Below are 23,620 nucleotides of genomic sequence, written 5' to 3'. Positions count from 1 at the left end.
AAATTGCCTTTTAAATTCAAATTTAATCAAATTAAATTGCCTTTGCTCCACCCAATTGTTTTGCTAGGCTGGGGAAAAATATTGCAAAATTTGCCTAGACTTGCTCCTATGTCTTCTTTCCTCGTTTTTAGCTGGCGGCGATGGTTACAAATACTCATCCTGGCGATCGCCTTGGTGTTGCTCTGGGCGCCATCGGCCTTGGCCCAAGCCAATACGGTGAACTATACCTACGGAGATCTGGCCCGATCAGATTTTTCCCACCAGGATTTGAATAAGGCGGTATTTGCGGCGGCGGATTTACGGGAAAGCAATTTTGAGGGCAGTGATCTCAGCTTTTCCATCCTCACCGATGCAGTTTTTCTCCATGCCAGTTTACGGGGAGCGAATCTAAGTGGTTCCCTCGTAGACCGGGTTACCCTGGATTTTGCCGACCTGCGGGACACTATTTTCACCGAGGCGATCGCCACCCGCACCCGTTTTTACGACACCGATATCACCGGGGCCGACTTCAGCGATGCGGTGATTGATGCTTACCAAGTCAAGCTGATGTGTGAACGGGCGGAGGGAGTTAATCCAGTGACAGGGGTAGCTACCAGGGATAGTTTGGGTTGCAGATAGTTAAAAGTGTATAAAAATTGTTAATTTAAGTTGAAAATCCTGGAGTAAAATTGCCAATATTTTGGCAAATTGTCTGGGCTATTTTAAATTTTAAAGCTTTTCAACAATATTCTCCCAATCACTATAAATTGCCCCCTGACCCCGATAAATCCCTTCGCCGTCGTAGAGATTCCAAACGGTAACATTTTTAATCCAAAAGCGGCCACCACCCTTGGCAATGCGTATACCTTGGTAATTTTCAATAAAACCTTGGCGGCTGACGGTATCTAACAATTGTTGCCTTTCCGTTTGATTAGGAAGTTCTGCGGACTGACGGGATGGCAATTGACAAAATTCTACCCAGGGAAATTCAAATAATTTTTGGGCAGTAAGATTAGCATAATTAAAAATTGGGTCAGGCTCTATGCCATGGGAAACTACTACGTAGGGAGCTTCATAGACGGCCTGGGCTAGGGCCACCCCGGTTAATCCGCTGGGCCCAAAGGTTTTACCAGTTAAGCGCTCATAACTTTGACGTAGTAAATTAATATGGTCTAAATAAAACTGATTACTAGCATCGGGAACTGGACGAATCATGAAATTTATTTTGAGCTTAACTAAGATTGATCAATAGGGTTGCATCATTAACTATTTTTTATGCCAATGCCGTCCCCCAAATAATTAACACTTAAAACGGTAATAAAAATAGCTAAGCCCGGAAAAACTGCCATCAATGGTGCCGTTTCCAAATAATCCTTGGCGGTGTAAAGCATCTGGCCCCAGGTGGGCACATCGGGGGGAAATCCTAAGCCTAAAAAGCTCAAAGTTGATTCGGTAATAATGGCATTGCCGACGGCCAAACTAGCGGCCACAATGATTAAATTCAACACATTGGGTAACAAATGTCGCCAAATAATATGGTTAGAACCTGCCCCCATGGCGATCGCCGCTTTGACAAATTCCATTTCCCGTAGGCGCAAAATATTGCCCCGTACCAACCGAGCCACACTCATCCAATTGAGCAAACCAATCAGTAAAACCACCAAGATGAAAATACCTTTTTCGGGGGAAGTAGCCCTGGTGACCGGCTCCCGAAATAAATAGACCACCAGTAGCACTAAAGGTAATTGGGGCAGGGCTAAGAATAAGTCCGTAATCCGCATTAAAATCACGTCCCACCACCCCCCAAAATAACCGGCGATCGCCCCGATTAAGGTGCCTAAGGTGAGAGACACGGCCATGGCACTGAGGCCCACTGCTAGAGAAATCCGGCCACCAATAAGTAACCGAGCCAATTGATCCTGTCCTAAATCATTAGTTCCTAGGGGATGTTGCCAACTAGGGGGCACCGCTGTTTGGCTAAAATCAATTTGGTCAATGGGAACTCGATAAAAGATTGGACCAAAAACCACCGATAAAACAATTATGATCAGGGTGATTAGGCTCAAGGAAGCTAGTGGCTTTTGGAAAATTTTTCTTTGTAAGTTAATGGCCACACTTTGACCGGAAAGGGGAAAAGTTTTAGTCATAGGCTAAGCAGACGCTAACAATTTGCCAGGGATTAACATGGTTATTATTTTCCTCTGGTTGGGCTTCCTCCAACAAATTTAGCCTTGTTTTAACCCTATGGTCAAAAGCTGTGATTACTTCTAATTGGGCTGATTCTCCTGACATTTCGTAACATCGCAATACCCATTGATCAGGATAATCTTCCCTTAACTTCAGAGCCATTAAACAAAGATTATCGCTGCCAAGGTTTAACCAGGGCTCTCCCGGAGATAATAATTTTTGACTTGATAAGGGGTTGAAATTTTCAGGAAAATAGGTCCGCAAAGGACGATGGATACCATAACCCACGGCTACCGTTTTTGCCGATTGCCAATTTCCTTGATGGGGATAAAAGTAATAACTAAATTTATGTTTACCCCGGTCAGCGCTTGGATCTGGCCACACGCTACTACGCAGAAGAGTTAAGCGCATTAAATTATCTTTCACATCACAACCATATTTACAATTATTAAGCAAACTAACCCCATAATTTTCCGTTTGATCAGTTAAGGAAAACCAATGTTGGTGGGGTACTTCCCATTGGGCTTTTTCTGTCTCAGTTTGGGGATTAGTTGGGCGATCAACCACAGCACAAGGAGCTTCCGTAGTAAAAAATTCACTTTGCAAAGCGATCGGAAAAGCTGCTTTCACCATCACGTGGGTTTCTTGCCAATCCACTTCAGTTTTAATTTCTAGTAATGGAGAATCTTTGGTTAAGCAATAGTCCTGGGTAAAAACCGATTGCTGAAATTTTTTGACCACCCTTAAGCGCCAATGCAGGGGACCTTGTTCCAGCCATTGGTAATTGATCAATTTTGCAGAAGATAAAGGATATTGCTCGTAATTGGGATCAATATTCCAGGCATCCCAATATTGCCCTTGGTCGCGGAAAAATTGTAGCTGATTGCCATGGCCAGCCAAAACTTGGCGTTGGTTAGCTAAGTCATAAATGCTGGCTATTTCCCCATTATCCAAACTAATTTCAACTTTGAGTAAACCATTATTCAAAATAGGGTCTTGACTGAAAGATTCAAGTTGCTGACTGTTGGATAAAGGCTCTTTTGTTTTTAACCAATAGTACTTACAAGTCAAAGGTGGCGAGTCAACTAAAAATATTAGACTACCTTCCGCTGTAATTTGACTATTAACCAACGTTTTTGTTTGACCATCATAAACTTGATAATGCTTGCCTTCTTGAATGGGAATTTCCACAAGCTGACTTTGTGACCAATGGAGAGGATTAAAAACTAATAGTGGTGTCTCTCGTTCGGTTGAATCATGGTGATAACTAGGATAATTAATCTGATCACTGAGATGTTTTAGTGCTTGATTAATGATTTTATTAGTAGTTTGGTAAACTTCTTGCCAAGCTTGATTAGCAGTAACAAAAACCTCAGGAATAGAAGTCCCTGGCAAAATATCGTGGAACTGGTTTAGTAAAACTTTTTTCCAAGCTAGTTCTAGTTTTTCTTTGGGGTAGCTATAGCCGCCTAACCAATTAGCAAAACTACTCCAAAGTTCTGCTTCATAGAGTAAATGTTCACACTGGCGATTATAAAGTTTTTGGTCAGCATGAACAGTAAAACAGCCCCGATGCAATTCCAAATATAATTCCCTTTCCCAAATAGGAAAAGACTGATCTGATTGTAACTTCTGTTTAATGCCAGCTAAAAAATGTTCAGCCTTGGCTGTGTTAATAGTTGGGAAAAATTCCGAATTTTGCCACCGTTCCTTCATCTCCCACATATCCCGACTGGGGCCACCGCCATGGTCTCCCACCCCCGGCAACCAAAGACATTCCTTAAGTCCGGTTTGCTCTTGCCAACGATTAGCATAATTAGCCATAGGTAAGGGTTGATTATCCATTACTCCAGCTAGGTTGGGGGGAGACATTACTGTGAAAATTTCTGTCCCATCCGGCGATCGCCAGTGGAAAGCCCCATGGGGAAAGGAATTAGTATCGTTCCAGTGGAGTTTCCCAGTAACAAAATAATCGATCCCACTTTGATGAAAAATTTGGGGCAACTGACCACAAAAACCAAAACTATCGGGAAGCCAAGCAACTTTGCTAATTTGACCAAACTTTGCTTCAAAATACCTCTGGCCATAAAGAAATTGACGGGCTAAGGATTCACCGCTAATAATATTTACTTCTGGTTCAACCCACATGCCTCCTAAAAGTTCCCAGTTTCCTTTTTTAATTGCTACTTGAATTTGCTCAAATAATGCCGGTAGATGCTCTTCAATCCATTGGTATAAAACCGGACTGGTGTGGCCAAACACTAAATCAGCAAACTCTGTTTGTAAATTAATGACTGATTGAAAAGTTCTTTCTCCTACTTCCCAAGTCTCCTCCAACTGCCATAACCAAGCCATATCTAGATGGGCATGCCCTAGTAAATTTATTTGTTGTTGTTTTAGTCCTTCAGTTAACAGTAGTAACCGCTGGCGAAGTTGCAGTAATGATTGATCAAATTGTTCTTGATCTGAAATTTTATTCCAAGTAATTGCTTCTAAAGTTTTACTTAATTGAGCTAGTCTTTCTGATTCAAATTGAGCTAAATATAAGCTTAGAACTTCAATTTCGTCAGCAATAAAACCCGGATCTAGGTCAGGATATTTCCGCTCAAAAATTAATTGGGACTGCATCAATCCACCAATGTCATGGCCGGAACTAGTTAACTTTAAAGCTACGGTAAATGTTCGACCAATTTGGGAGTTATCAGTTAACAAAACTCTAGCTTTAGAATCAAATAAATCCCCAGCTTGAACTAACTCGCCATTAACAAAAATTTGAGCATCCTTGGCCCACCAAGTTAAAGCTAACCGCAATGTCAAACCATCTAAAGGATAGTCCGCCAAAGCTTTAGGCACGGTAAAAGTTTGGGCAAACCATTGGGTTTTTTCGCCTTTTTCCCAAATTAAATAACCCTTCTCGTTAACTTTACCCAATGGATAAGTTTGCCAATCAGAAATCTCCCAAGGCGCACCAGGTAAGCAATACCAATGGCTTTGACAATTTTGCCGACATAAACGCCTTAGTTGTTCCAGCACCAGGGCGATACTAATTTCCGGCAGTAAGGGACTCAACGATTCTGTCATTACTCGTCTGCACTTAGAGCGGCCAAATCTAGCAACACTTCTCCCCTTATCAACCTTTGACTGGCTTCCAATAAAGTTTCCTCAATGTAGGGCTTCACAAAGTATCCCTTGGCGCCTTTTTCTGCTGCCATGCGCTGCATTTTTTGTGCTCCCCGGGAGGTAATCATGGCCACTGGAATACGGGAAAGGTTGGGATCTTCTTGAATGCGCTCCAATAATTCCAGACCGTTCATGCGGGGCATTTCAATGTCACAGAGAATCAAATCACAGGGTAAGCCAGACTTGAGTTTTTCCCAGGCATCCTGGCCATCCCGAGCAGTTTCTGTATGGTAATCGGCTTTTTTAAAGGTCATAGAAAGCATTTCCCGCACCATCACCGAGTCATCAATAATTAACACCGTCGAACGTAGGGTACCTGGATTACTTCTCACAATGGTGGGAGCTTCTTCGGAGAAGTTGCCTCGGGCTTTTTTGAAGCGAGAAAGAATGGAATTAGTTTTGCGGGTACTGCCGGGGAGTAACACCTCCCCATTCAACATCCGGTTGGCCGCGTCCAAAATGTCTTTTTCTGTATAGGGCTTGGTGAAATAGCCCGTTGCCCCCAGCTTGGCCGCCACTTTACGATGGCGATCGGCTCCCCTGGAAGTGAGTAAGGCCACTGGAATGGAAGATAGTTCTTCGTCTGCTTGCAGTTCCGATAACAATTCCAAGCCATTTTTGCGGGGCATTTCAATGTCACAGAAGACCAAGTCACAGGGCAGACCAGACTTGAGTTGATCCCAGGCTTCCTGTCCATCCCTAGCCTGTTCTACCCGGAAACCAGCTTTTTTGAAACTGAGGGAGAGCAATTCCCGCACCGTGATGGAGTCGTCCACAATTAGCACAGTGGGGTCCATGTGGACTTCATTGACCGTGGGGGTCAGGGTTTTGCGCCATAGTCCACCACTGCTGTCAGTGCGGAGACGACCCTGGGCAATTTCGATCAGTTCCAAAACATCGGCAATGGGCATGATGCTACCATCCCCCCGCACGGTAGCCCCGGCAATGCCTGGAGGTTTGGGAATGGGCCCTTCAATTTGCTTGATAACAATTTCTTCTTCCCCTAATACCTGGTCTATCTGGAGGGCTAACAGGTTACCAGAACTCCCCCGGGCAATGATGACCCGCACCACATCTTCCTCTTGCTTGCCCCCATACACACTACCCCGGCTTAATTGCCGGTTATAGTTGAGCAAATCTTTGAGGGGATAGAGCGGTAAAAGCAGGGCTTCCTTGCCGTATTTAACGCACTTTTGACCATCCTCATCGGTAACAATGTCTTTGGGCAAATAGTCCCTGGTATCTTCCACCCCGTCCATGGGAAAGGCGATGCGAGCCCGATCGCTCAGGCAACAAAGGGCTTTGCAAATGCTCAGGGTGAGGGGCAAACGAATGGTAAAAGTGGTGCCCTTGCCCACAGTGGATTCAATGTTGATGGCTCCGCGAATATCGATCAGACTGGTGCGTACCACGTCAAGACCTACTCCCCTACCGGCAAAGTCGTCCGCTGTGTCCTTGGTGCTAAAACCAGCATGGAACAGGAGGTCATAAACCTCTGACTGGGATAGGCTCTGGGCCTCCATACGGCTAATGAGCCCTTTTTCCACTGCTTTTTGTTTAACCATTTCCGTGTTGATCCCTGCTCCATCATCGGAGACGGTGATCAGGGTTTGGTTGCCCTGGAGAAAGGCCCGCACTGCTAGATGCCCTTCGGGGGATTTGCCTAATTTTTGTCGTTCTGCTGGGGTTTCAATACCGTGGGTGATGGCATTGTTAACCAAATGGGTCATGGGATTGTAGAGGTGCTCCAAAATCATTTTGTCGATGAGCACGTCGCCCCCTTCCACCTCTAGGTTGACTTTTTTATTCAATTTCATGGACACTTCCCGGATGGCCCGTGGCAGGCGATCGGCGGTTTGGGTAAAGGGCACCATGCGAGATTTGGTCATTCCCTCCTGTAACTGCGTAGTCACCTGCCGGAGGGTTCGGGCCACCTGATCTGTCTCGTCCACCAAGTACTGAATATCCGACGCAGATTCCCGCACCCGCACAATTAACTCGATCATCTCCTGGGAAAGCAGGTGAAATCCGGTAAATCGATCCATTTCCAGCGCATCCAAAGGCTGGTCATTCATGGTCGAGGAACTAGAGGCCGTGATCCTGGCATCGGGGTAGGTGGTTTTCGAGGAGTGGTGACGGCTGTTGGTGCTGCGGCTGGCTAAAAGGGCCCCTTCCAACAAAGTTCTTTCGTATAAATCCTGCATCCGCCCCCCCACATCGCTGAGGTTTTGGGCTTGGTTGAGCAGATTATCCAAAAACTGTCGTAAACGCTCCTGATCCTGTTCAAGGCGATTCCGTTTGACCACTAGCTCCCCGATCAGGTTACTGAGGTTGTCAAGTTGTTTGATGGGCACCCGCATAGTTTGCTCAAAACTACGGGATTTAACCTGCCTAGGTCGAGCGGGCAGCCGAGCCCCTCCCATGCCGGCTATGCCCCCCCCCAGACTGCTATCCGCTTGCTCTAATAATGCTTCTAAGTCTTTGAATTCATCCTCGTCTTCCTCCATAGCCACCGGTAAACGAAAAGGATGGCTGATGGTGGCAAAAGATTTTGGGGCTGGGGTATCGATTAAAGTCTCTAGTTCGGTAAAGGAAAATTCTTCGTCCAGGACAGGGGCATTAATCAATCCGTCTAAGTCATCGATCGCCGCAAAAAGCAGGACCTCATTTGTCAATGGAGTTACCCGATCAGCCCCAGCAAAGGAGTGCAAACCAGGGTTGGTAATGGCGGGCTCGACGTCCCCTACTCCTAGTAAATCCTGCAATTCGGCTAGGTCATTGTCATCTAGGCCACCAGCGGTCTGGTAAGCGGGGGCATTGGTCTCAGGAATGGAAGCCAGGGGATCAGCTTCCATCATCTGGTCGATTTCTAGCCAACTGGAGCTTTCAAAGGGATCGATCGCCGTTGTGGGGGCATCCTCATCGGTAAAGAGAGCGTCTAGTTCCGCTTCCGGGGAATTAAAATCTAGGGTCATGCGGACCGGCGGATCTTCCTCTCCAGAGGACGGCGAGCCAAACCCTTCACCCTGGATGACGGTGGGTTCTCCCTCAAATAAATCGCCAAAATCCAGTTCTTCAATCCCACTGTTAGTCTCCTCACCGGCAATGAGGGAAGTAAAGGCGTCATCCCCCTCTTCCTCCTCAAACCAATTTTCAAATGCCTGGGCTGGATTGGGATCGCTAGTCATTGCTTCTTGCTACTCTTCCACACGGTATCCAAATTCTAACAACTGCTGGCGAGACTGCCGCCATTTTGGTTCAACTTTCACAAATAGTTTTAAATAAACATCCCCGGAAATTAATTTTTGAATTTGTTGCCGGGCCGCAGTGCCGATCGCCTGAAGCATACTACCTTTTTGGCCAATGATAATGCCCTTTTGGGAACCTCTTTCCACTGTGATGGCGGCAAAAACATTGGTGCGTTCGGGCGTTTCTTCCACCTTCTCAATGGCGATCGCCACGGAGTGAGGCACCTCCTGGCGGGTGAGCAACAAAATCTGCTCCCGAATTAACTCGGCCATAATGAACCGTTCCGGCTGGTCGGTGACCAAATCCGGCGGATAGTAATAGGGGCCAGGATCCAGTCTTGCCTCCAAGGCACTCTGAAAATTGCTTAAACCTTCCCCCGTCAAAGCAGAAAATTTAAAGCAGGGCCAACCATGGTTTTCTGTCAGGGTTTCATAGCTAGCGTTAAGTTCTTCCCGCTGGTCTGGGGGCTGTTGGTCCTGTTTATTGAGTCCTACCACCACCGGCCCGTCAGTTTTTTGCAGCAAATCCACCACAAACCGGTCTCCCCGTCCCAAAGTTGCACTGCTGTCCACAAGAAAAACGACTAGATCAACGCTATGGATAGCTTGGATCGCATTTTTTACCAGCACCCTTCCCAACTCATGGTGGGGTTTGTGAATACCAGGGGTATCGAGCAAAATTATCTGACTGCTGGGGGTGGTGATAATGCCCTGTAAGCGGTTGCGAGTGGTTTGGGCTACGGGGGAAGTGATGGCAATTTTTTGTCCGACCAATTGGTTCATCAAAGTTGATTTACCCACATTGGGACGGCCGACAATGGCCACAAAGCCGGAACGAAAACCCGCAGGAGCCTGGGGAATAGTTGCAATGGTTGCGGTGGTGTTGGGAATATCCATTGAAAAAATCAAGCCTAAAAATTCCTTAGTTTATGGAGGGTCAAGCGGAAAAACGTTAAAAACTCCACTGAGTTAATCAACCAGAGGAAAAAGTCAAGGAGGTAAACTATCCGCCTGGAAAACGGCTTGCCAGCTTGACAAAAAAATATGTTGGGTTAACCCCACTGTGCCATTCGGTAATCCTTCATCTTGGCCCTTGTGGAATCCCTTAATGATTCGTCATCATGGTGATATTGATTTTTTGGGTATCTTTTTAGCTATGCGGCTGTAGGAGCGTGGTATTGGTTTCGGCGGTAACGCCCCAGCCTAGAACCACAAAAATTATTATTTATTCCCGAACCTTGTCACCATTTGCGGCGTCTAAAGGCCCACTCGTTAGGACACGGTGTAAAAAAAATTGACGACTGCACTACCCTATTCTCCACCATCAATGACTTAGTCTAAGACATTTTTGGGAAAGATGGTAACAGTGACAGTTATTCTGTTGCTCTTCATTAAGGAGTCATTCCGAATGCCCACCGCCAATCTCTCCTCCCCTACCTCCCCCCCCACTTTCACCGCCGATATGGTGAGGTCCTATCTCCATGAAATTGGTCGGGTACCCCTGTTAACCCATGAGCAAGAAATTATCCTCGGTAAACAAGTCCAACAAATGATGGCCCTGCTGGAGCACAAGAAAGCCCTGGCTGACAGATTGGGCCGAGAGCCCTCCGACCCGGAATGGGCGGAAGCGGCGGATTTGTCGGTGACGAAATTACACCGCTATCTGGGCCAAGGGGAACGGGCCAAACGGAAAATGATTGAAGCTAACCTCCGGTTGGTGGTGGCGATCGCCAAGAAATATCAGAAGCGCAATATGGAGTTTTTGGATTTGATCCAAGAAGGTAGCCTGGGTTTAGAACGGGGGGTGGAAAAATTCGACCCCACCAAGGGTTATAAATTCTCCACCTATGCCTACTGGTGGATTCGCCAAGCCATCACCCGGGCGATCGCCCAACAGGGCCGGACTATCCGTTTGCCCATTCATATCACTGAAAAGTTAAACAAAATCAAAAAAACCCAACGGGAACTTTCCCAACAATTGGGCCGCAGTGCCACCCCCGCCGAAGTAGCCAAGGCTCTGGAAATTGACCCTAGTCAAATTCGCGAGTACCTCAGTCTGTCGCGCCAACCCATCTCCCTCGATGTGCGGGTGGGGGATAATCAGGACACAGAATTGTCCGAACTCTTGGAGGACGAAGGGGTTTCCCCCGATGCTTACATCACCCAGGAGTCCATGCGTCAAGACCTGCAAAATTTACTGGCGGAATTAACACCCCAGCAACAGGCTGTGCTGACCATGCGTTTTGGTCTTAACGATGGCCAAGAGCTATCTTTGGCTAAAATCGGCCAGCATCTCAACATCAGCCGGGAAAGGGTCCGCCAATTAGAAAACCAAGCCCTTGCGCAACTGAAGCGTCGGCGGGCTAATATGGCAGAGTATATTATCGCCAGTTAGTTGCCCAACTACGGTGCCACTCGGCCAGCATCTGGCCAAGCTAAATAGGACTGAGTTTTTTTCCCTCTGCCATGGTAGGGGGAAATTTTTTTTTGTCGGGCAGGGGGGAGTGGAGGGCTGTTTCGAGATCAGCTTTGCCCAGCCGTTGCTCGAGAATATTCATCACTTCTCGACCGAAATCATTGGGATTTTGTTGCCAAGCCTGGAGGCAAACTTCGCCGAAAAACGAGCCGAGGGGTTCTGGATTCCAGAGTAATTTTTTGGCGGTCCAGGGCATCATGCTCATGGGGTCATAGCCTGGTTTGAGAATTTCCTTGTCCAGGGCATAGGTTTCCAGATGGGTGTGGGGCTGTAGCCCAATGAAGAAAATGGCTGGTTCTACTTTGTCTGCCCCAAAAATAGCTTCTAACTCCCGATGGTAGGCAATGGTTTGGCGGATGGTGTCTAGGGTTTCATCAATAACATTGAAGGAATAATTGACGGAAACCAAATCATTAAAGCCTGCCCCCTTTAGATCCCGACAATTCTGTAACACGGTGCGGAGATTGTAACCCATGCGCATTTTGCGTACCAATTCCTGGGAACCACTGGTGATACCAATTTCAAAGTAGTTCATCCCCGTTTGTACCATCAGTTCACACAACCGAGGGGTTAAATTGTCAGCTCGGATATAGGCAGCCCAATGGATATCCTCCATGCCCGACGCGGCGATCGCCTCCAGCAATTCCACCACATCATCTATAAAAACCCTAGCCGGAATAAATTGAGCATCGGTGAACCAAAAATTGCGAATGCCCCGGTCATAAAGTTGCCGCATTTCCTTGACCACTTCGGCGGCGGGATTAATTCTGACCTGTTTCCCTTCCACCACGGTGTAAACGCAGTAACAGCAATTGTGGGGACAACCCCGCTTAGTTTGTACCCCTAGGTAAAAATCATCCTCCTGGAGGTAATAGTCAAAGGCCGGCCAAATTTGCTCGATGTAGTCATAATCACAGGCAGTTTTTACCATGGGGGAGGGCTGTTCATGGATTAACCGGGGCCGGGGCTGACTGCGGCCGACTATGTAACACCGTTCGTCTTCAATGGTTTGCCCCCGTAGATATTTTTCTAACAGGGTTTCCCCTTCTCCCACAGACACAATGGTGCCCGCTGGCAACTTGGTTTTTAACTGTTCGTAAAAAACACTAACTGCTCCGCCCCCGACAATGATTTGGGGATCACTGCAATAACGCTTTGCCCTCCGCAATCCCCGGTTTATTAGTCTTAAATTACGCCATAATTCGCCGTAATAGGCACTGGTAACTTTCAAACCACCTAAGGCTCCCCTCAGCTTCACCAAGGGATTTTTTCCGTAGTAAAACTCAAACGCGTTCTGCAGGGGATTACCACCCCTACCCCCCACCGGAGCATAGATTTGAATGTCCCGCCAGGAAAAAACCAAAATTGTCGGCTGAAATTCATCAATACATTCATCAAGGGCCCGGTTGAAATCCAGGGGAGGAATGGTGCCTAAATCGAAAATCCGCTGGGCGGTCGCCGGAAAACATTTATGGACATGGTCCGCCAGATAAATCACCCCAATGGGGAAAATCGGGTTACAGGGAAGACGAACGTACAAAAGGCGATCGATCATGGCGTTGGGGCACTGGTAGGGTGAGATCAGCAACGGGAGGGACTACCCCCACTTACTCACAATTGTAATATATCTTAACGATTGCTCGGAGCCGCCACCCTCAGCATTCTGACCGTTCTAGCCCCAAGTAATCACCAACGCCAAAGTGCAATGCCTCGGAAAAATTTTCTTGAGTCCAGGGACAAAGCCAGAGTCAAAAAATTTGATTGTAATTATCTTTACAGCGGATCGGGATCAGCGGGTGTTAGCTTTGTCCAGAATAGTTAAAAGACCTTTTTTTAATAAAAATCCCATGCCTGCCATGTCCCAAATTCTTGATCCCATCCCCAACAACCAGCCATCAGCCTTATTCTGTTGCTACGTCAATGCCACCAATCAAATCCAAGTGGCCCGCATTACCAATGTCCCTAATTGGTATTTTGAAAGAGTTGTGTTCCCTGGTCAACGGTTAGTATTTGAGGCAGTGCCCAGCGCTCAGTTAGAAATTCATACTGGCATGATGGCCAGCTCGATTATTTCGGACACCATTCCCTGCGAACAACTGAGTATTGATCCCGACGGATTAGCAGCGGGCGGTTTCATCTCTCCAGAAAAAGAACACGAGTCCGAGGATATGACTTCCCAATCCTTAGTGGCTTAGCAATGAATTAATGAATTGGAATACTTAGGCCATGCCACCGGCCGGCAATGGATAGTCCACGGACAAAGCACTAAGAAAAAGGTATAGGGATGGAAAGCAGAAACTGTTAATTACTCTCTCCGATGGGTAACCACCACCGTCATATAATTGAGCGGAAAGTATGGCAACCAGGCCCTGAACTCAATTAGTGGAATAACGACGGTATGAAGATTTTATTTGTGGCGGCGGAAGTATCCCCCCTAGCAAAGGTAGGTGGCATGGGGGATGTGGTGGGTTCCCTGCCTAAAGTTCTGCATCAGTTGGGCCATGATGTCCGTGTCTTCATGCCCTACTACGGTTTCATCGGCGACAAGATTGATGTGCCCAAGGAGCCGGTCTGGAAAGGGGAAGCCATGTTCCAGCAGTTTGCTGTTTACCAGTCCTATCTACCGGACACCAAAATTCCTCTCTACTTGTTCGGCCATCCAGCTTTCGACTCCCGAAGGATCTATGGCGGAGATGACGAGGCGTGGCGGTTCACTTTTTTTTCTAACGGGGCAGCTGAATTTGCCTGGAACCATTGGAAGCCGGAAATTATCCATTGCCATGATTGGCACACTGGCATGATCCCTGTTTGGATGCATCAGTCCCCAGACATCGCCACCGTTTTCACCATCCATAATCTTGCTTACCAAGGGCCCTGGCGGGGCTTGCTTGAAACTATGACTTGGTGTCCTTGGTACATGCAGGGAGACAATGTGATGGCGGCGGCGATTCAATTTGCCAATCGGGTGACTACCGTTTCTCCCACCTATGCCCAACAGATCCAAACCCCGGCCTATGGGGAAAAGCTGGAAGGGTTATTGTCCTACCTGAGTGGTAATTTAGTCGGTATTCTCAACGGTATTGATACGGAGATTTACAACCCGGCGGAAGACCGCTTTATCAGCAATGTTTTCGATGCGGACAGTTTGGACAAGCGGGTGAAAAATAAAATTGCCATCCAGGAGGAAACGGGGTTAGAAATTAATCGTAATGCCATGGTGGTGGGTATAGTGGCTCGCTTGGTGGAACAAAAGGGGATTGATTTGGTGATTCAGATCCTTGACCGCTTCATGTCCTACACCGATTCCCAGTTAATTATCCTCGGCACTGGCGATCGCCATTACGAAACCCAACTTTGGCAGATGGCTTCCCGATTTCCTGGGCGGATGGCGGTGCAATTACTCCACAACGATGCCCTTTCCCGTCGAGTCTATGCCGGGGCGGATGTGTTTTTAATGCCTTCTCGCTTTGAGCCCTGTGGGCTGAGTCAATTGATGGCCATGCGTTATGGCTGTATCCCCATTGTGCGGCGGACAGGGGGTTTGGTGGATACGGTATCCTTCTACGATCCTATCAATGAAGCCGGCACCGGCTATTGCTTTGACCGTTATGAACCCCTGGATTGCTTTACGGCCATGGTGCGGGCCTGGGAGGGTTTCCGTTTCAAGGCAGATTGGCAAAAATTACAGCAACGGGCCATGCGGGCAGACTTTAGTTGGTACCGTTCCGCCGGGGAATATATCAAAGTTTATAAGGGCGTGGTGGGGAAACCGGAGGAATTAAGCCCCATGGAAGAGGAAAAAATCGCTGAGTTAACTGCTTCCTATCGCTAACAATCTCCCGGCAGTGAAGTAAAATCCTGAACCCTAATCCCGCTCCACTGCCGACCCCAATTCTCCTTGCCTAGGCAAATTTGAAAATTTTTTCTGATCAATGCTTGTGGTGAAGCAAAAGCTATGTTAACGTTATAAATCGTGCCAATGAAGCACAACGGGTCGCTAGCTCAGCGGTAGAGCACTCGGCTTTTAACCGATTGGTCTTGGGTTCGAATCCCAGGCGACCCATTTTTTCCAAAACTCCAAACATGTTACCAAAAGCTCCCTAATGGTGGTCTTGATCGCTCGCCCTTAGAATTTTGCTTTTGCCAAGCCCTTCCTCCTTGGTTACTGCCAGCTTAACCATCCCGTTCACAGCCGAGAGAAATTACAAATAAAGGCTATATTGTAGTTGAGCTTCCCCCAGAGGGTTTTGGAACCATTTAGGAATGAATTTTTACTGGCCCCGTTTTGTCAAAGTTTTTTATCGCCGTGAGCCGATTTCCAGCTTCATTCTAATTGTGGCGGCGGTGGATATGGTCATGGGTGGAGTAGATGGTAAATGGAGTTTATTTTCCCTGGGCTTAATGGTAGCCATGTTAGGGGTGGGCATACGCTGGTGGCAGTCAGAAAAAACTAAGGCGATCGCCGTGAAACAATCTCCCCGCCGTTATTTGCCCCCCAGTGGTAGTACCCAGCGACAACCTCTGCCCATGTTAACTAAGCAACATCGTCGCTAAGCCAGCAGGGCATTTCTCCAGTGGCGATCCAGGTAACCGGAAATACTTCGGCAAAGGCTTGAATAACTAGAGGTTGAACTATCTCCACAGTGAGACCAGGCAAGAACTGGTTTAGGCTTCCTACAGGCCGATCGCCAATGCCACAGGGCACAATGTGACTAAATCCCTCTAGGTCGGGGCAAATATTCAAAGCAAAACCATGGCACGTAACCCAGCCACTAACCTTAATGGCGATCGCCGCTACCTTATGACCTTCCAACCAAACCCCCGTTAAACCAGCAATGCGTTCCCCCTGCAGGTCCAATTTCTCCAGGGTGATGATCAGCACCTCTTCCAGTTGTCGTAAATACCAGTGCAGATCCTTCTGGAAATGGTTTAAATCCAGGATCGGATAGCCTACCAATTGCCCCGGACAATGGTAAGTGACTTCCCCACCCCGTTCCGTGCGCCACAATTCCGCTGGGGGATATGCCGGGTCGAACTTCAGATATTTGGTTTGGGAGCCAGTGCCCAGGGTGTAGACCGGGGGATGCTCCAACAACATTAGTCCGTCCTCCCGTTGGCGATCGCGCTGTTTGGCTCTGACCCATCGCCGCTGATATTGCCAAGCTTGGCAGTAGGGCACAAGTCCGAACGATAATAAACGACAGGAAGGATTGGCCATGGCGCTACAAAGGAAACGGAATCAAACTAAAGTTCAAAGTTGGCAGAAATTAAGAAACGTAAAGAGATGCAAAGGAAAGTCAAAATCACCTGACCGATTAGGTCTTATTCAATACATAGTGCTAATCTGAAGATAGTCTTAGGAGTTAATTATTTACCACCACAATTTTCTGGAAAACTTTACCTCTACCCTAGGGATGATTAAAAGTAAACTAGAGAATAACAAGGTTGGGTTTATAATTCATCACCAAGCTCAAATTTATGGTGTTTTTTCAATGATCCATGCTTTTGATATCTTTAGCAGAAAGGCATTTTAAGTAATGATTCCACCTCACTGTTTCTCGGAAAAATTGCCCAATCTAACTTAGTTTTTATAACTTAAGTTTAGATCTGCGGAAAACCAACCATTGCTCATTTTTTATTAATTTTACGAAGGGAGAATTCAGTATGAAACTGTTAATTCAGGGCAATAATATCACAGTTACTGAAGCGATTCATGATTACGTGGAAGAAAAAGTCGAAAGAGCAGTTAAACACTTTCAAAATCTGACCACCAAAGTTGATGTTCATCTTTCCGTGGCCCGCAACGCCCGCATTACTAACAAACATAAGGCGGAAGTAACGGTTTATGCCAATGGCACAGTGATCAGGGCCCAGGAAGGCAGTGAAAATCTTTACGCCAGCATCGACCTAGTTGCCGACAAAATTGCCCGTCAGTTGCGGAAATATAAAGAACGCATCCAAGATAAGCAACATGGCAATGTCAAAACAAGCGAAATTGTTGAAGACAAGCCAGTGGAAGAAAATCTCATCGGCGATCGGGCTCCCGAGCTACCTTCGGAGGTATTGCGGATGAAATATTTTGCTATGCCCCCCATGGCCATTGAAGACGCTCTGGAACAGCTACAGTTGGTGGACCATGACTTTTATATGTTCCGTAACAAGGACACAGATGAAATCAACGTCATCTACATTCGTAACCATGGCGGCTATGGCGTTATTCAACCCCACCAAGCCAGCTAGTTAATTACTGAAGTGAAGTCTAATCTAACCTAGTGTCATAACCTCAAAATAAAGCAAGGATGGGTCCTAAGGATCCATCTTTTTTGTTGCCAAAAACTTTATTCCGTCGCCCCCTCAAACAAAAGCCCCCAGGCTTTCATGCTGTAAGTAACAGCAAAGCTAACCCAGGGGAATAAACACACTTAAGAGGTACGATTACGATGCAGTAGTATGGCGACGCAATAGAATTTAGCGACTACGGGGCAACAGGGCCACTGGATTAACGGCATTAGTCCCGCCTACCCGAATTTCAAAGTGGAGGTGAGGCCCAGTACTGCGGCCAGTACTTCCCATTTCAGCAATTTGTTGACCTTGTTCAACGTATTCTCCCCGGCGCACCAACAAGCGATTGTTATGGGCATAGTAGGTAACACTGCCATCACCATGGCGAATTTTGACCAAATTACCAAAACCGCCGGAGTTCCAACCAGAAAACACCACCTCCCCGGAAGCCGCTGCCATAATGGGAGTACCAATGGGAGCAGCAATGTCAATGCCTCGGTGCATGCGACCCCAACGGGGACCAAAACCAGAAGTGAAGACCCCCTTAGCAGGCCAGATGTAACCGTTAAACTGACCCGGGCTACGGGGAAAGTCGGGGGTACTCAAGCCCGGCAGCTCAGGGCTAACTTCTTGGATGACAGGGATTTGAATGGTGTCGTTGTAGCCCTGGACAGGACTGGGGGCCGCCCCGACGATTTGGGACTGGCCGACGGAGGTGGAAAACTGACTTCTTTGTGCCTGGGGAGAATATTGCCGTTGCAACTGGGCTAGATCCTGCCGGGGCTGGTTGAACTTGGCCGGTAGGGCTTGGGGGGAACGGGCTTGCCAATCAGGAACTGGTTCGTTATTAACTTGGCGGGCAACGGTCAGGGCACTTCGAGGTACCATAGGAGTCCTGATCGGTTGAGTTTGATTGAGTTGGGTTACCTCTGCCCTTAGTTGAGTCTGGTACTGGGCCTCGGGTTCTGCCTGGGCCCTGGCTACGATTGTTGAGGCCGTTGGCTGGGTAGAAACAAAGCTGGGCAAGCTGGGGGGGGTGGGTTCCGGCACTGCCGCCACAGTGTTGGGAGGAGGAATCACTAAAATCTGCTCTGCCTTAATCTCGTCAGGATTACTCAAACCATTGGCTTGTTGGATTTTCTCCGGCTGAATGTCATGGCTGCGGGCAATCTGACTGAGGGTGTCCCCTGGCTTCACTTGGTAGGATATTTGTTCGGCACTAGCGGGAGCAACATTGGAGGGAGAGGGCAAGGCCGCAACGGCCGGGCCGGTTTCCAGGACTACCGGAGCACTGGGTAATGGGGATCTGGTAATAATCTCCGGTTCAGTTTCGGGAGGGATAACGGCGATCGCCACGGGCTGGTCAAGATTTAATGCAGTTTCCACTGGTTGGACCGGCTGGGCCATGCCATTCTGACGGAGATTATCTAAGGAAATATCCTCTCCGGAAGCCAAAGACTCATCTTGTCGTTGGGCTCTCGTGGGCGCTGGGGCCACAGCAGGGAGAGCCGGTACGGGCAAAGACTGGGGATTGGCTGGGCTGGAGCTGGGCTGAACTTCAATGGCAGTGAACTCTTCCGGGCCCACTACGGCAATGGGAATGGGGCGATCGCCATGGGCGGCGGCAGCCACCTCTACGGGGCTGGGCAGGGAAGCTTTTGTATCGAGCTTGATGCCCGCATCTTCAGCAGTACTTTTAATTCTTTGGGAAGTTAACTTCTCTTCCAACGGTTCAATGACGGTGCCCTGCATGGGGCGACTCACATCGGCAACTAAAGTTTGGGCTTTGGGCTTAACAGCAGTGGTATTAGCGGTGCTGGAAGACTGACCGGGAGCTAAGGATGAAGAGACAACCATGGAATCAGTCTGCTCCAGGGGAGCCAGGGGCGGGATGGTGGCGGCGGGGACTTGGTCTTGAACTGCTTTTGCAGAAGAACTAGGTCTGGGAATATTCAGTACTTGTCCCGCTTGTAGTTCCGTATCAGTGCTGATGCTGTTGGCCAGGGCAATGGCCTTGGCGTCCACTTGAAAAGCTTGGCTAATTTGCCAAAGGGACTCTCCTTCTTTGACTTGGTGCTTCAGGGAAGGGGAAGCCAGCATCGGCTCAGTGGAGGAGCCATGGGATTGGTCTAGGGATAAATTACTCACCGCAACCAAGGGGGAGTTGCCAGAACTGGCGGCGGCGGTGGCGGTTTGGGAAAACAACATACTCGTTGCTCCCATGGAAACGGCTAAACCCACCATTGCAGCAGAGCGGCGAACCCGACGGTATCCTTCGCCCAGGGGCACAGTACCCTCCTGTTTAGTGCTTCCATCATAGGAATTAATCTCCATAGGCGGAGATGGACACGAGGGAAAAAATGTCGCCGGTTGATTGAGTACGTCTTTCAAGAAGAACCTCCTTGTGTGTGAATGAGCCTAAAACCTAGAACTAGATTGTTAGACCGCCCCAGTCATTTCAGGTTTAATGGGAGATTAAATTCCACGACTGAATCTGACTGAGCCAATATACCTAATGAAGAATGAAGACTGCTAAGAAAGATTAACCTGCTTTCAATGATTCGACAAGCTGGTGGAAATTCCCGCTTTTACAGAGTTGTGAAAAATAGTAACGAATCTAGATCAGTGGTTAACTGACCCCCTAGACGTAGCCCTCCGGTTTTTGTTTCTGGCAAATTTCCTTGCCCTGCCAAGCTTTTTCCCTGGCTGCTTTGTCCTCTTTTCTGAAAAAAAATCCCCTGGCGATCGCCGAGAATCATCAGTCCTAAGTTTATTTTTAATCAGAAATTTTAATTGAATCGACCCCTTGGCTAATTCGCTCCGGCCATCACAATTTCTTATCAGTTCACTAGTTCGATTTTGTCCTTCTTGCCCAACTCGATGGTAGTGACGGGGTTTCCTAGCCAAGACTGCGTAACTGTCGTCCGGCCTCAAACAGAGCAATGGCGGCGCTGGAGGCCAAATTCAAGCTCCTTACCTCGGAGTGGGGCATGGGAATGCAAAGTAACTGGGTAGATAAATCCCGCATCATCTGGGGTAAACCATCTGTTTCACTGCCCATCATCAGCCAATCCGTGGATTGGTAGGTGTAGTCCCAGAAATTAACCGTGCCAGTGACACTAAAACCGAGCAGGTTACCCCCTTGACCACGCCAATGGGTAATAAATTCTTCACAACTGTTGTGGTAATGGAGGTCAACATAGGGCCAATAGTCTAATCCTGCCCGTTTGAGATAACGATCACCCAATTCAAAACCTAGGGGGCCGACCAGATGCAATTCTGTCCCAGTGGCGGCACAAGTTCGGGCGATATTACCAGTATTAGGGGGGATTTGGGGATTAACTAGGACTAATTTGACCATAAAGACTATTTTTGAACAATTTAATTGATATTTACCGCAAAAATGGGCAAAAATATTTTGTCATGCCGGTGACGGAGATCACAAACTATCGATAACCAACAGTTATTAAACTGTCCCCTCGGCAAAAGTTTATGATTTTTTATCGGCTACCGAAGCCATCACACCAAACTTAGTATTTCATCCCGGGCTTTGCTCAGGGGTAAGCAGAGGTCCTGGGCCAGGATGGCTTCCTCCATCTCCGTTTGCAGAATCGCTTCCTGGACAATGGTTTGGGGCGTTTTCCCCTGTTCATATTGGGTAAGCCATTGTTGGGCCTGGTTGCCTTCCCGCAAAATTTTTCGCAATGGTGGCAAAAAGCAAGCAAAGCCCTGGTATTTAGCTTCCAGCTGTACTGACTGGTATAACTCCTCAATCCATTCTCTGGCGGCGATCGCCCGACCATCCCGCCAATGGTGCAGGGTGCTGTCCAGGCTACTAACGGCGGCGGAGATTTCATTTTGATCCGCTAGGGCTAGCAATTCCGAGGGGGTAAGTTGACTTTGTTGGAGGGGGTCCAGGGTGGGATCGGCCAGCATTTGTTGTAACCGGGCTTCCAGTAGGGCCACGATCGCCAGGAGGGAGAGGGGGTTAGTGACCAAATCGCAGATCCGTAATTCCAAACGGTTCAGGTTATGGGGTCGATTATCGCCGTTGGGACGCACCGCTGACCAAAGATGGCGGACATTTTGCATAGTGCCCAAGGTCAATTGCTCCTCTGTCCATTGCACAAAATGGCCATGGCTTGTAAACAGGGGCACCTCCTGGGGGGTTTTGGGGAACATCTGCCAACGGCTGGAATGGTAGCCTGTTACCTGGCCATTCAGAAAAGGGGAAGATGCACTGAGGGCAAGATATAACGGGGCTTCCATCCTCACTAAACGACAGGCCCGGATCAACTCCTCCACATCAGGAATACCTATATTGATGTGAATGCTGGCGGTGACCACCTGGGTACTGTAGGTTTGTTCGATGTAGGTATGGTAAGGATTTTGGGGGTCAGAACGGTAAAAGGTATCCGTCCCCCCCAGGGCCAAGCAACTGCCCGGTATTAATGTGTAGTCTTCCCCTAGTTGACTGAGGTAATGGCGTAATTGACGACGGGGCTGAAGAATTCCACACAACAGGCGATCGTAACTATTTAGCGGAGGTGTAGTGTATTCCACATTGCGGCTGTCCGGCTCCCGCACAAAGCCACTCAAATCCCGCACAATGCGATCGGAAAGCCCCACAATCTCACCGGTTTTCTTGCCGGTATAGATTTCGACTTCTAACCCTTTAGTCAATTGCACTGCACTCGCCTCTTTAAAAATTAGTTGGGGGAAAGACCACCAGGAAACAGTGGATAGGGGAGGATGCTGAAAAATGGATCAACATTCCGCTTCCCCAGTATCTCACCGCCTACCCCGCCAGGGCTAACAACTCTTCCGTTAACTCAAAGTTGCTGGTGACCGATTGCACATCGTCCAAGGATTCCAATGTGTCGATCATTTGCATAAGGGCCTTGGCTTGGTCTGGCTCGGCAATTTCAATGGTATTTTCCGGTAACCAACGCAGTTCCGTCTCTGCAATGGTGAAGCCGTGGTTCTGTAACACTTGGTTGAGGTTTTCCAGTTGATTCACTGCACTGAAAACTTCCACCCCACCCCCATCTTCCTCGTCCAGCCATTCGTAGCTTTCCCCTTCCCCTTCCAGCAAGGCTTCCAGTAACTTTTCTTCCTCCAGTTCCCCTACTAAGCGAATTACCCCTTTTTGGCTAAACATCCAACTGACACAACCGGTTTCCCCCAAATTTCCACCTTTTTTGCTAAATGCCGCCCGTAGATCTGCCGCCGTGCGGTTGCGGTTATCGGTGAGGGCTTCAATTAACACTGCTACTCCCCCTGGGCCATAGCCTTCGTAGCGCATTTCCTCGTAATTACTTTCCCCATCCTCATAGGTGCCTGCCCCCTTGGCGATCGCCCGGTCGATGCTGTCATTGGGAACCCCTGCGGCCCTGGCTTTTTCGATGGCTGTCCGCAGTTGGAAGTTGCCCGCCGGATCGGGAATGCCCTGGCGAGCGGCCACAATAATGGCCCGGGAAAGTTGGGTGGTGGTTTTACCTTTCTGGGCATCCACCCGTGCTTTTTGTCGTTTAATACTCTGCCATTTACGGCCGCCCATTGGTCATTACCGTCTAACAAACACACCAATAATTATTCCATTTCTGGGGGAGAGGAAGAAACAGAGGTAGGAATTTCCTCCTCATCGTCAATCATGCCAGGGTCAATGAGGGTGATATCAAATTGTTCGTTGCCCGGCATAGTACCAAATTGGTCCCGGCGACGGTACTCGTAGCGCACAGACACCTGGGGACCCATGACAATTTCGTCTCCGGTTTGGATGATATGCTCTTGCACTTTTTTGCCATTAATCATCAGTCCATTGACACTACTCTGTCCATCTTCATCGCCGTCAATAATTCGGTAAGCGGCTTGTACATCGTCGGAGGATTTACGCACCAGCACCGCATGGATACGGGAAACAAATTGGGATTTGATGCGGATATCAGCCCTCGGCGATCGCCCGATGGTGTAGAAGGTTTCAGTGAGTAAAACTTCTCGACGGCCAGCGTCATCTAAGATGATCAAAATGTGCTCTTGCAGGGGTTTTGCCGAGGGATCAGACATGGCCGGGGGAGAAAAAAAGCGGATGGTAACGGACAAATAGACTGGACGAAGTTTAGTTCCCAATCGATCCAATGGGCAAACGATCAAAAATTTACCCTCATCAATCTTAACCAAACTAACCAAGCAATCCTTAAATCAGGGGCTAAATTGACGGTAAATCAACCTAATTCCGCCTAAAAAAGCCTCCAGCTTCGCCAGAGAT

The 23,620-nt window shown here is 48.2% G+C and carries 18 protein-coding genes and 1 tRNA gene; 7 read left to right on the top strand and 12 right to left on the bottom strand.

What is annotated here, in order from left to right; all coding sequences use genetic code 11:
* The first annotated feature begins 108 nt into the window (after positions 1 to 108).
* Positions 109 to 618, top strand: a complete 510-nt coding sequence (locus SYNPCCP_RS10755; protein WP_010873256.1) for a pentapeptide repeat-containing protein — start codon at positions 109 to 111, stop codon at positions 616 to 618.
* A 90-nt stretch (positions 619 to 708) separates the two neighbouring features.
* On the opposite strand, the gene SYNPCCP_RS10750 is transcribed toward SYNPCCP_RS10755, so the two are convergent.
* Genes SYNPCCP_RS10750 through era form a run of 5 tightly spaced genes read right to left on the bottom strand, consistent with a single transcriptional unit; the run spans position 709 to position 9,491 of the window.
* Positions 709 to 1,194 carry an MEKHLA domain-containing protein gene (locus SYNPCCP_RS10750; RefSeq protein ID WP_010873255.1) on the bottom strand — a complete coding sequence of 162 codons (486 nt, stop codon included), beginning with the start codon at positions 1,192 to 1,194 and terminating at the stop codon, positions 709 to 711.
* Positions 1,195 to 1,241: 47 nt separating this feature from the next.
* Positions 1,242 to 2,126 (bottom strand): ABC transporter permease, encoded by an 885-nt coding sequence (locus tag SYNPCCP_RS10745; protein ID WP_010873254.1) that lies wholly within the window; start codon positions 2,124 to 2,126, stop codon positions 1,242 to 1,244.
* On the bottom strand, positions 2,119 to 5,247 hold the full coding sequence (locus tag SYNPCCP_RS10740) for an alpha-mannosidase (protein ID WP_010873253.1): 3,129 nt from the start codon (positions 5,245 to 5,247) through the stop codon (positions 2,119 to 2,121). Before SYNPCCP_RS10740 ends, SYNPCCP_RS10745 begins: the two co-directional genes overlap by 8 nt.
* Entirely contained in the window at positions 5,247 to 8,534 is a 3,288-nt protein-coding gene (locus SYNPCCP_RS10735; protein WP_010873252.1) for a hybrid sensor histidine kinase/response regulator, read from the bottom strand. Before SYNPCCP_RS10735 ends, SYNPCCP_RS10740 begins: the two co-directional genes overlap by 1 nt.
* Before the next feature lie 9 nt (positions 8,535 to 8,543).
* The gene (gene era, locus SYNPCCP_RS10730; RefSeq protein ID WP_010873251.1) at positions 8,544 to 9,491 is read right to left on the bottom strand and encodes a GTPase Era; all 948 of its coding nucleotides are present in this window, start codon (positions 9,489 to 9,491) and stop codon (positions 8,544 to 8,546) included.
* Positions 9,492 to 9,951: 460 nt separating this feature from the next.
* Between era and SYNPCCP_RS10725 the strand changes: the two genes are divergently transcribed.
* Positions 9,952 to 10,989: an RNA polymerase sigma factor, RpoD/SigA family gene (locus SYNPCCP_RS10725; RefSeq protein WP_010873250.1), complete on the top strand. Its 1,038-nt coding sequence runs from the start codon at positions 9,952 to 9,954 to the stop codon at positions 10,987 to 10,989.
* A 40-nt stretch (positions 10,990 to 11,029) separates the two neighbouring features.
* On the opposite strand, the gene SYNPCCP_RS10720 is transcribed toward SYNPCCP_RS10725, so the two are convergent.
* Complete coding sequence (locus SYNPCCP_RS10720; RefSeq protein WP_010873249.1) at positions 11,030 to 12,625, bottom strand: photosystem II high light acclimation radical SAM protein; 1,596 nt, start codon at positions 12,623 to 12,625, stop codon at positions 11,030 to 11,032.
* Between the two features lie 145 nt (positions 12,626 to 12,770).
* On the opposite strand from SYNPCCP_RS10720, the gene SYNPCCP_RS10715 reads away from it, so the two are divergent.
* The 4 genes from SYNPCCP_RS10715 (at position 12,771) to SYNPCCP_RS10700 (ending at position 15,624) form a co-directional block, all read left to right on the top strand.
* Entirely contained in the window at positions 12,771 to 13,265 is a 495-nt protein-coding gene (locus SYNPCCP_RS10715) for a DUF1830 domain-containing protein (RefSeq protein WP_010873248.1), read from the top strand.
* A gap of 203 nt (positions 13,266 to 13,468) precedes the next feature.
* The gene (gene glgA, locus SYNPCCP_RS10710; RefSeq protein ID WP_010873247.1) at positions 13,469 to 14,902 is read left to right on the top strand and encodes a glycogen synthase GlgA; all 1,434 of its coding nucleotides are present in this window, start codon (positions 13,469 to 13,471) and stop codon (positions 14,900 to 14,902) included.
* A 159-nt stretch (positions 14,903 to 15,061) separates the two neighbouring features.
* Positions 15,062 to 15,133 (top strand) — tRNA-Lys (locus tag SYNPCCP_RS10705).
* 200 nt (positions 15,134 to 15,333) lie between these two features.
* Positions 15,334 to 15,624, top strand: a complete 291-nt coding sequence (locus SYNPCCP_RS10700) for a hypothetical protein (RefSeq protein ID WP_010873246.1) — start codon at positions 15,334 to 15,336, stop codon at positions 15,622 to 15,624.
* Here the strand turns inward: SYNPCCP_RS10700 and lipB are convergent.
* Positions 15,605 to 16,288 carry a lipoyl(octanoyl) transferase LipB gene (lipB, locus tag SYNPCCP_RS10695; protein ID WP_010873245.1) on the bottom strand — a complete coding sequence of 228 codons (684 nt, stop codon included), beginning with the start codon at positions 16,286 to 16,288 and terminating at the stop codon, positions 15,605 to 15,607. The two genes, SYNPCCP_RS10700 and lipB, sit on opposite strands and share 20 nt — an antisense overlap.
* A 446-nt stretch (positions 16,289 to 16,734) precedes the next feature.
* On the opposite strand from lipB, the gene hpf reads away from it, so the two are divergent.
* Positions 16,735 to 17,310, top strand: a complete 576-nt coding sequence (gene hpf / locus SYNPCCP_RS10690; RefSeq protein ID WP_010873244.1) for a ribosome hibernation-promoting factor, HPF/YfiA family — start codon at positions 16,735 to 16,737, stop codon at positions 17,308 to 17,310.
* A gap of 228 nt (positions 17,311 to 17,538) precedes the next feature.
* On the opposite strand, the gene SYNPCCP_RS17875 is transcribed toward hpf, so the two are convergent.
* From SYNPCCP_RS17875 to SYNPCCP_RS10665, 5 genes are all read right to left on the bottom strand, one after another.
* A complete protein-coding gene (locus SYNPCCP_RS17875; RefSeq protein ID WP_010873243.1) occupies positions 17,539 to 19,686 on the bottom strand; it encodes a peptidoglycan DD-metalloendopeptidase family protein in 2,148 nt (715 codons plus the stop codon).
* A 565-nt stretch (positions 19,687 to 20,251) separates the two neighbouring features.
* Positions 20,252 to 20,713, bottom strand: coding sequence for a tRNA (uridine(34)/cytosine(34)/5-carboxymethylaminomethyluridine(34)-2'-O)-methyltransferase TrmL (trmL, locus tag SYNPCCP_RS10680; RefSeq protein WP_010873242.1), 462 nt, complete (start codon positions 20,711 to 20,713; stop codon positions 20,252 to 20,254).
* Between the two features lie 158 nt (positions 20,714 to 20,871).
* Positions 20,872 to 22,041 (bottom strand): glutamate--cysteine ligase, encoded by a 1,170-nt coding sequence (gene gshA, locus SYNPCCP_RS10675; RefSeq protein WP_010873241.1) that lies wholly within the window; start codon positions 22,039 to 22,041, stop codon positions 20,872 to 20,874.
* A gap of 109 nt (positions 22,042 to 22,150) precedes the next feature.
* The gene (locus SYNPCCP_RS10670) at positions 22,151 to 22,912 is read right to left on the bottom strand and encodes a YebC/PmpR family DNA-binding transcriptional regulator (RefSeq protein WP_010873240.1); all 762 of its coding nucleotides are present in this window, start codon (positions 22,910 to 22,912) and stop codon (positions 22,151 to 22,153) included.
* Between the two features lie 32 nt (positions 22,913 to 22,944).
* Positions 22,945 to 23,418 carry an FHA domain-containing protein gene (locus SYNPCCP_RS10665; RefSeq protein WP_010873239.1) on the bottom strand — a complete coding sequence of 158 codons (474 nt, stop codon included), beginning with the start codon at positions 23,416 to 23,418 and terminating at the stop codon, positions 22,945 to 22,947.
* Positions 23,419 to 23,620 lie beyond the last annotated feature (202 nt).

The organism is Synechocystis sp. PCC 6803 substr. PCC-P (assembly GCF_000284455.1).
Lineage (GTDB): Bacteria > Cyanobacteriota > Cyanobacteriia > Cyanobacteriales > Microcystaceae > Synechocystis.
The sequence above is the reverse complement of the archived record's forward strand: the minus strand, read 5'-3'. Positions and strand labels throughout refer to the sequence as shown.

Bases quoted from the DNA above. Each gene is read 5' to 3' on its own strand.
- hpf (WP_010873244.1), top strand. From the start codon at position 16,735: ATGAAACTGTTAATTCAGGGCAATAATATCACAGTTACTGAAGCGATT.
- SYNPCCP_RS10700 (WP_010873246.1), top strand. From the start codon at position 15,334: ATGAATTTTTACTGGCCCCGTTTTGTCAAAGTTTTTTATCGCCGTGAG.
- SYNPCCP_RS10670 (WP_010873240.1), bottom strand. From the start codon at position 22,912: ATGGGCGGCCGTAAATGGCAGAGTATTAAACGACAAAAAGCACGGGTG.
- trmL (WP_010873242.1), bottom strand. From the start codon at position 20,713: ATGGTCAAATTAGTCCTAGTTAATCCCCAAATCCCCCCTAATACTGGT.
- SYNPCCP_RS10745 (WP_010873254.1), bottom strand. From the start codon at position 2,126: ATGACTAAAACTTTTCCCCTTTCCGGTCAAAGTGTGGCCATTAACTTA.
- SYNPCCP_RS17875 (WP_010873243.1), bottom strand. From the start codon at position 19,686: ATGGAGATTAATTCCTATGATGGAAGCACTAAACAGGAGGGTACTGTG.
- SYNPCCP_RS10665 (WP_010873239.1), bottom strand. From the start codon at position 23,418: ATGTCTGATCCCTCGGCAAAACCCCTGCAAGAGCACATTTTGATCATC.
- SYNPCCP_RS10720 (WP_010873249.1), bottom strand. From the start codon at position 12,625: ATGATCGATCGCCTTTTGTACGTTCGTCTTCCCTGTAACCCGATTTTC.
- glgA (WP_010873247.1), top strand. From the start codon at position 13,469: ATGAAGATTTTATTTGTGGCGGCGGAAGTATCCCCCCTAGCAAAGGTA.
- SYNPCCP_RS10740 (WP_010873253.1), bottom strand. From the start codon at position 5,247: ATGACAGAATCGTTGAGTCCCTTACTGCCGGAAATTAGTATCGCCCTG.
- lipB (WP_010873245.1), bottom strand. From the start codon at position 16,288: ATGGCCAATCCTTCCTGTCGTTTATTATCGTTCGGACTTGTGCCCTAC.
- era (WP_010873251.1), bottom strand. From the start codon at position 9,491: ATGGATATTCCCAACACCACCGCAACCATTGCAACTATTCCCCAGGCT.
- SYNPCCP_RS10755 (WP_010873256.1), top strand. From the start codon at position 109: ATGTCTTCTTTCCTCGTTTTTAGCTGGCGGCGATGGTTACAAATACTC.
- SYNPCCP_RS10725 (WP_010873250.1), top strand. From the start codon at position 9,952: ATGGTAACAGTGACAGTTATTCTGTTGCTCTTCATTAAGGAGTCATTC.
- SYNPCCP_RS10750 (WP_010873255.1), bottom strand. From the start codon at position 1,194: ATGATTCGTCCAGTTCCCGATGCTAGTAATCAGTTTTATTTAGACCAT.
- SYNPCCP_RS10735 (WP_010873252.1), bottom strand. From the start codon at position 8,534: ATGACTAGCGATCCCAATCCAGCCCAGGCATTTGAAAATTGGTTTGAG.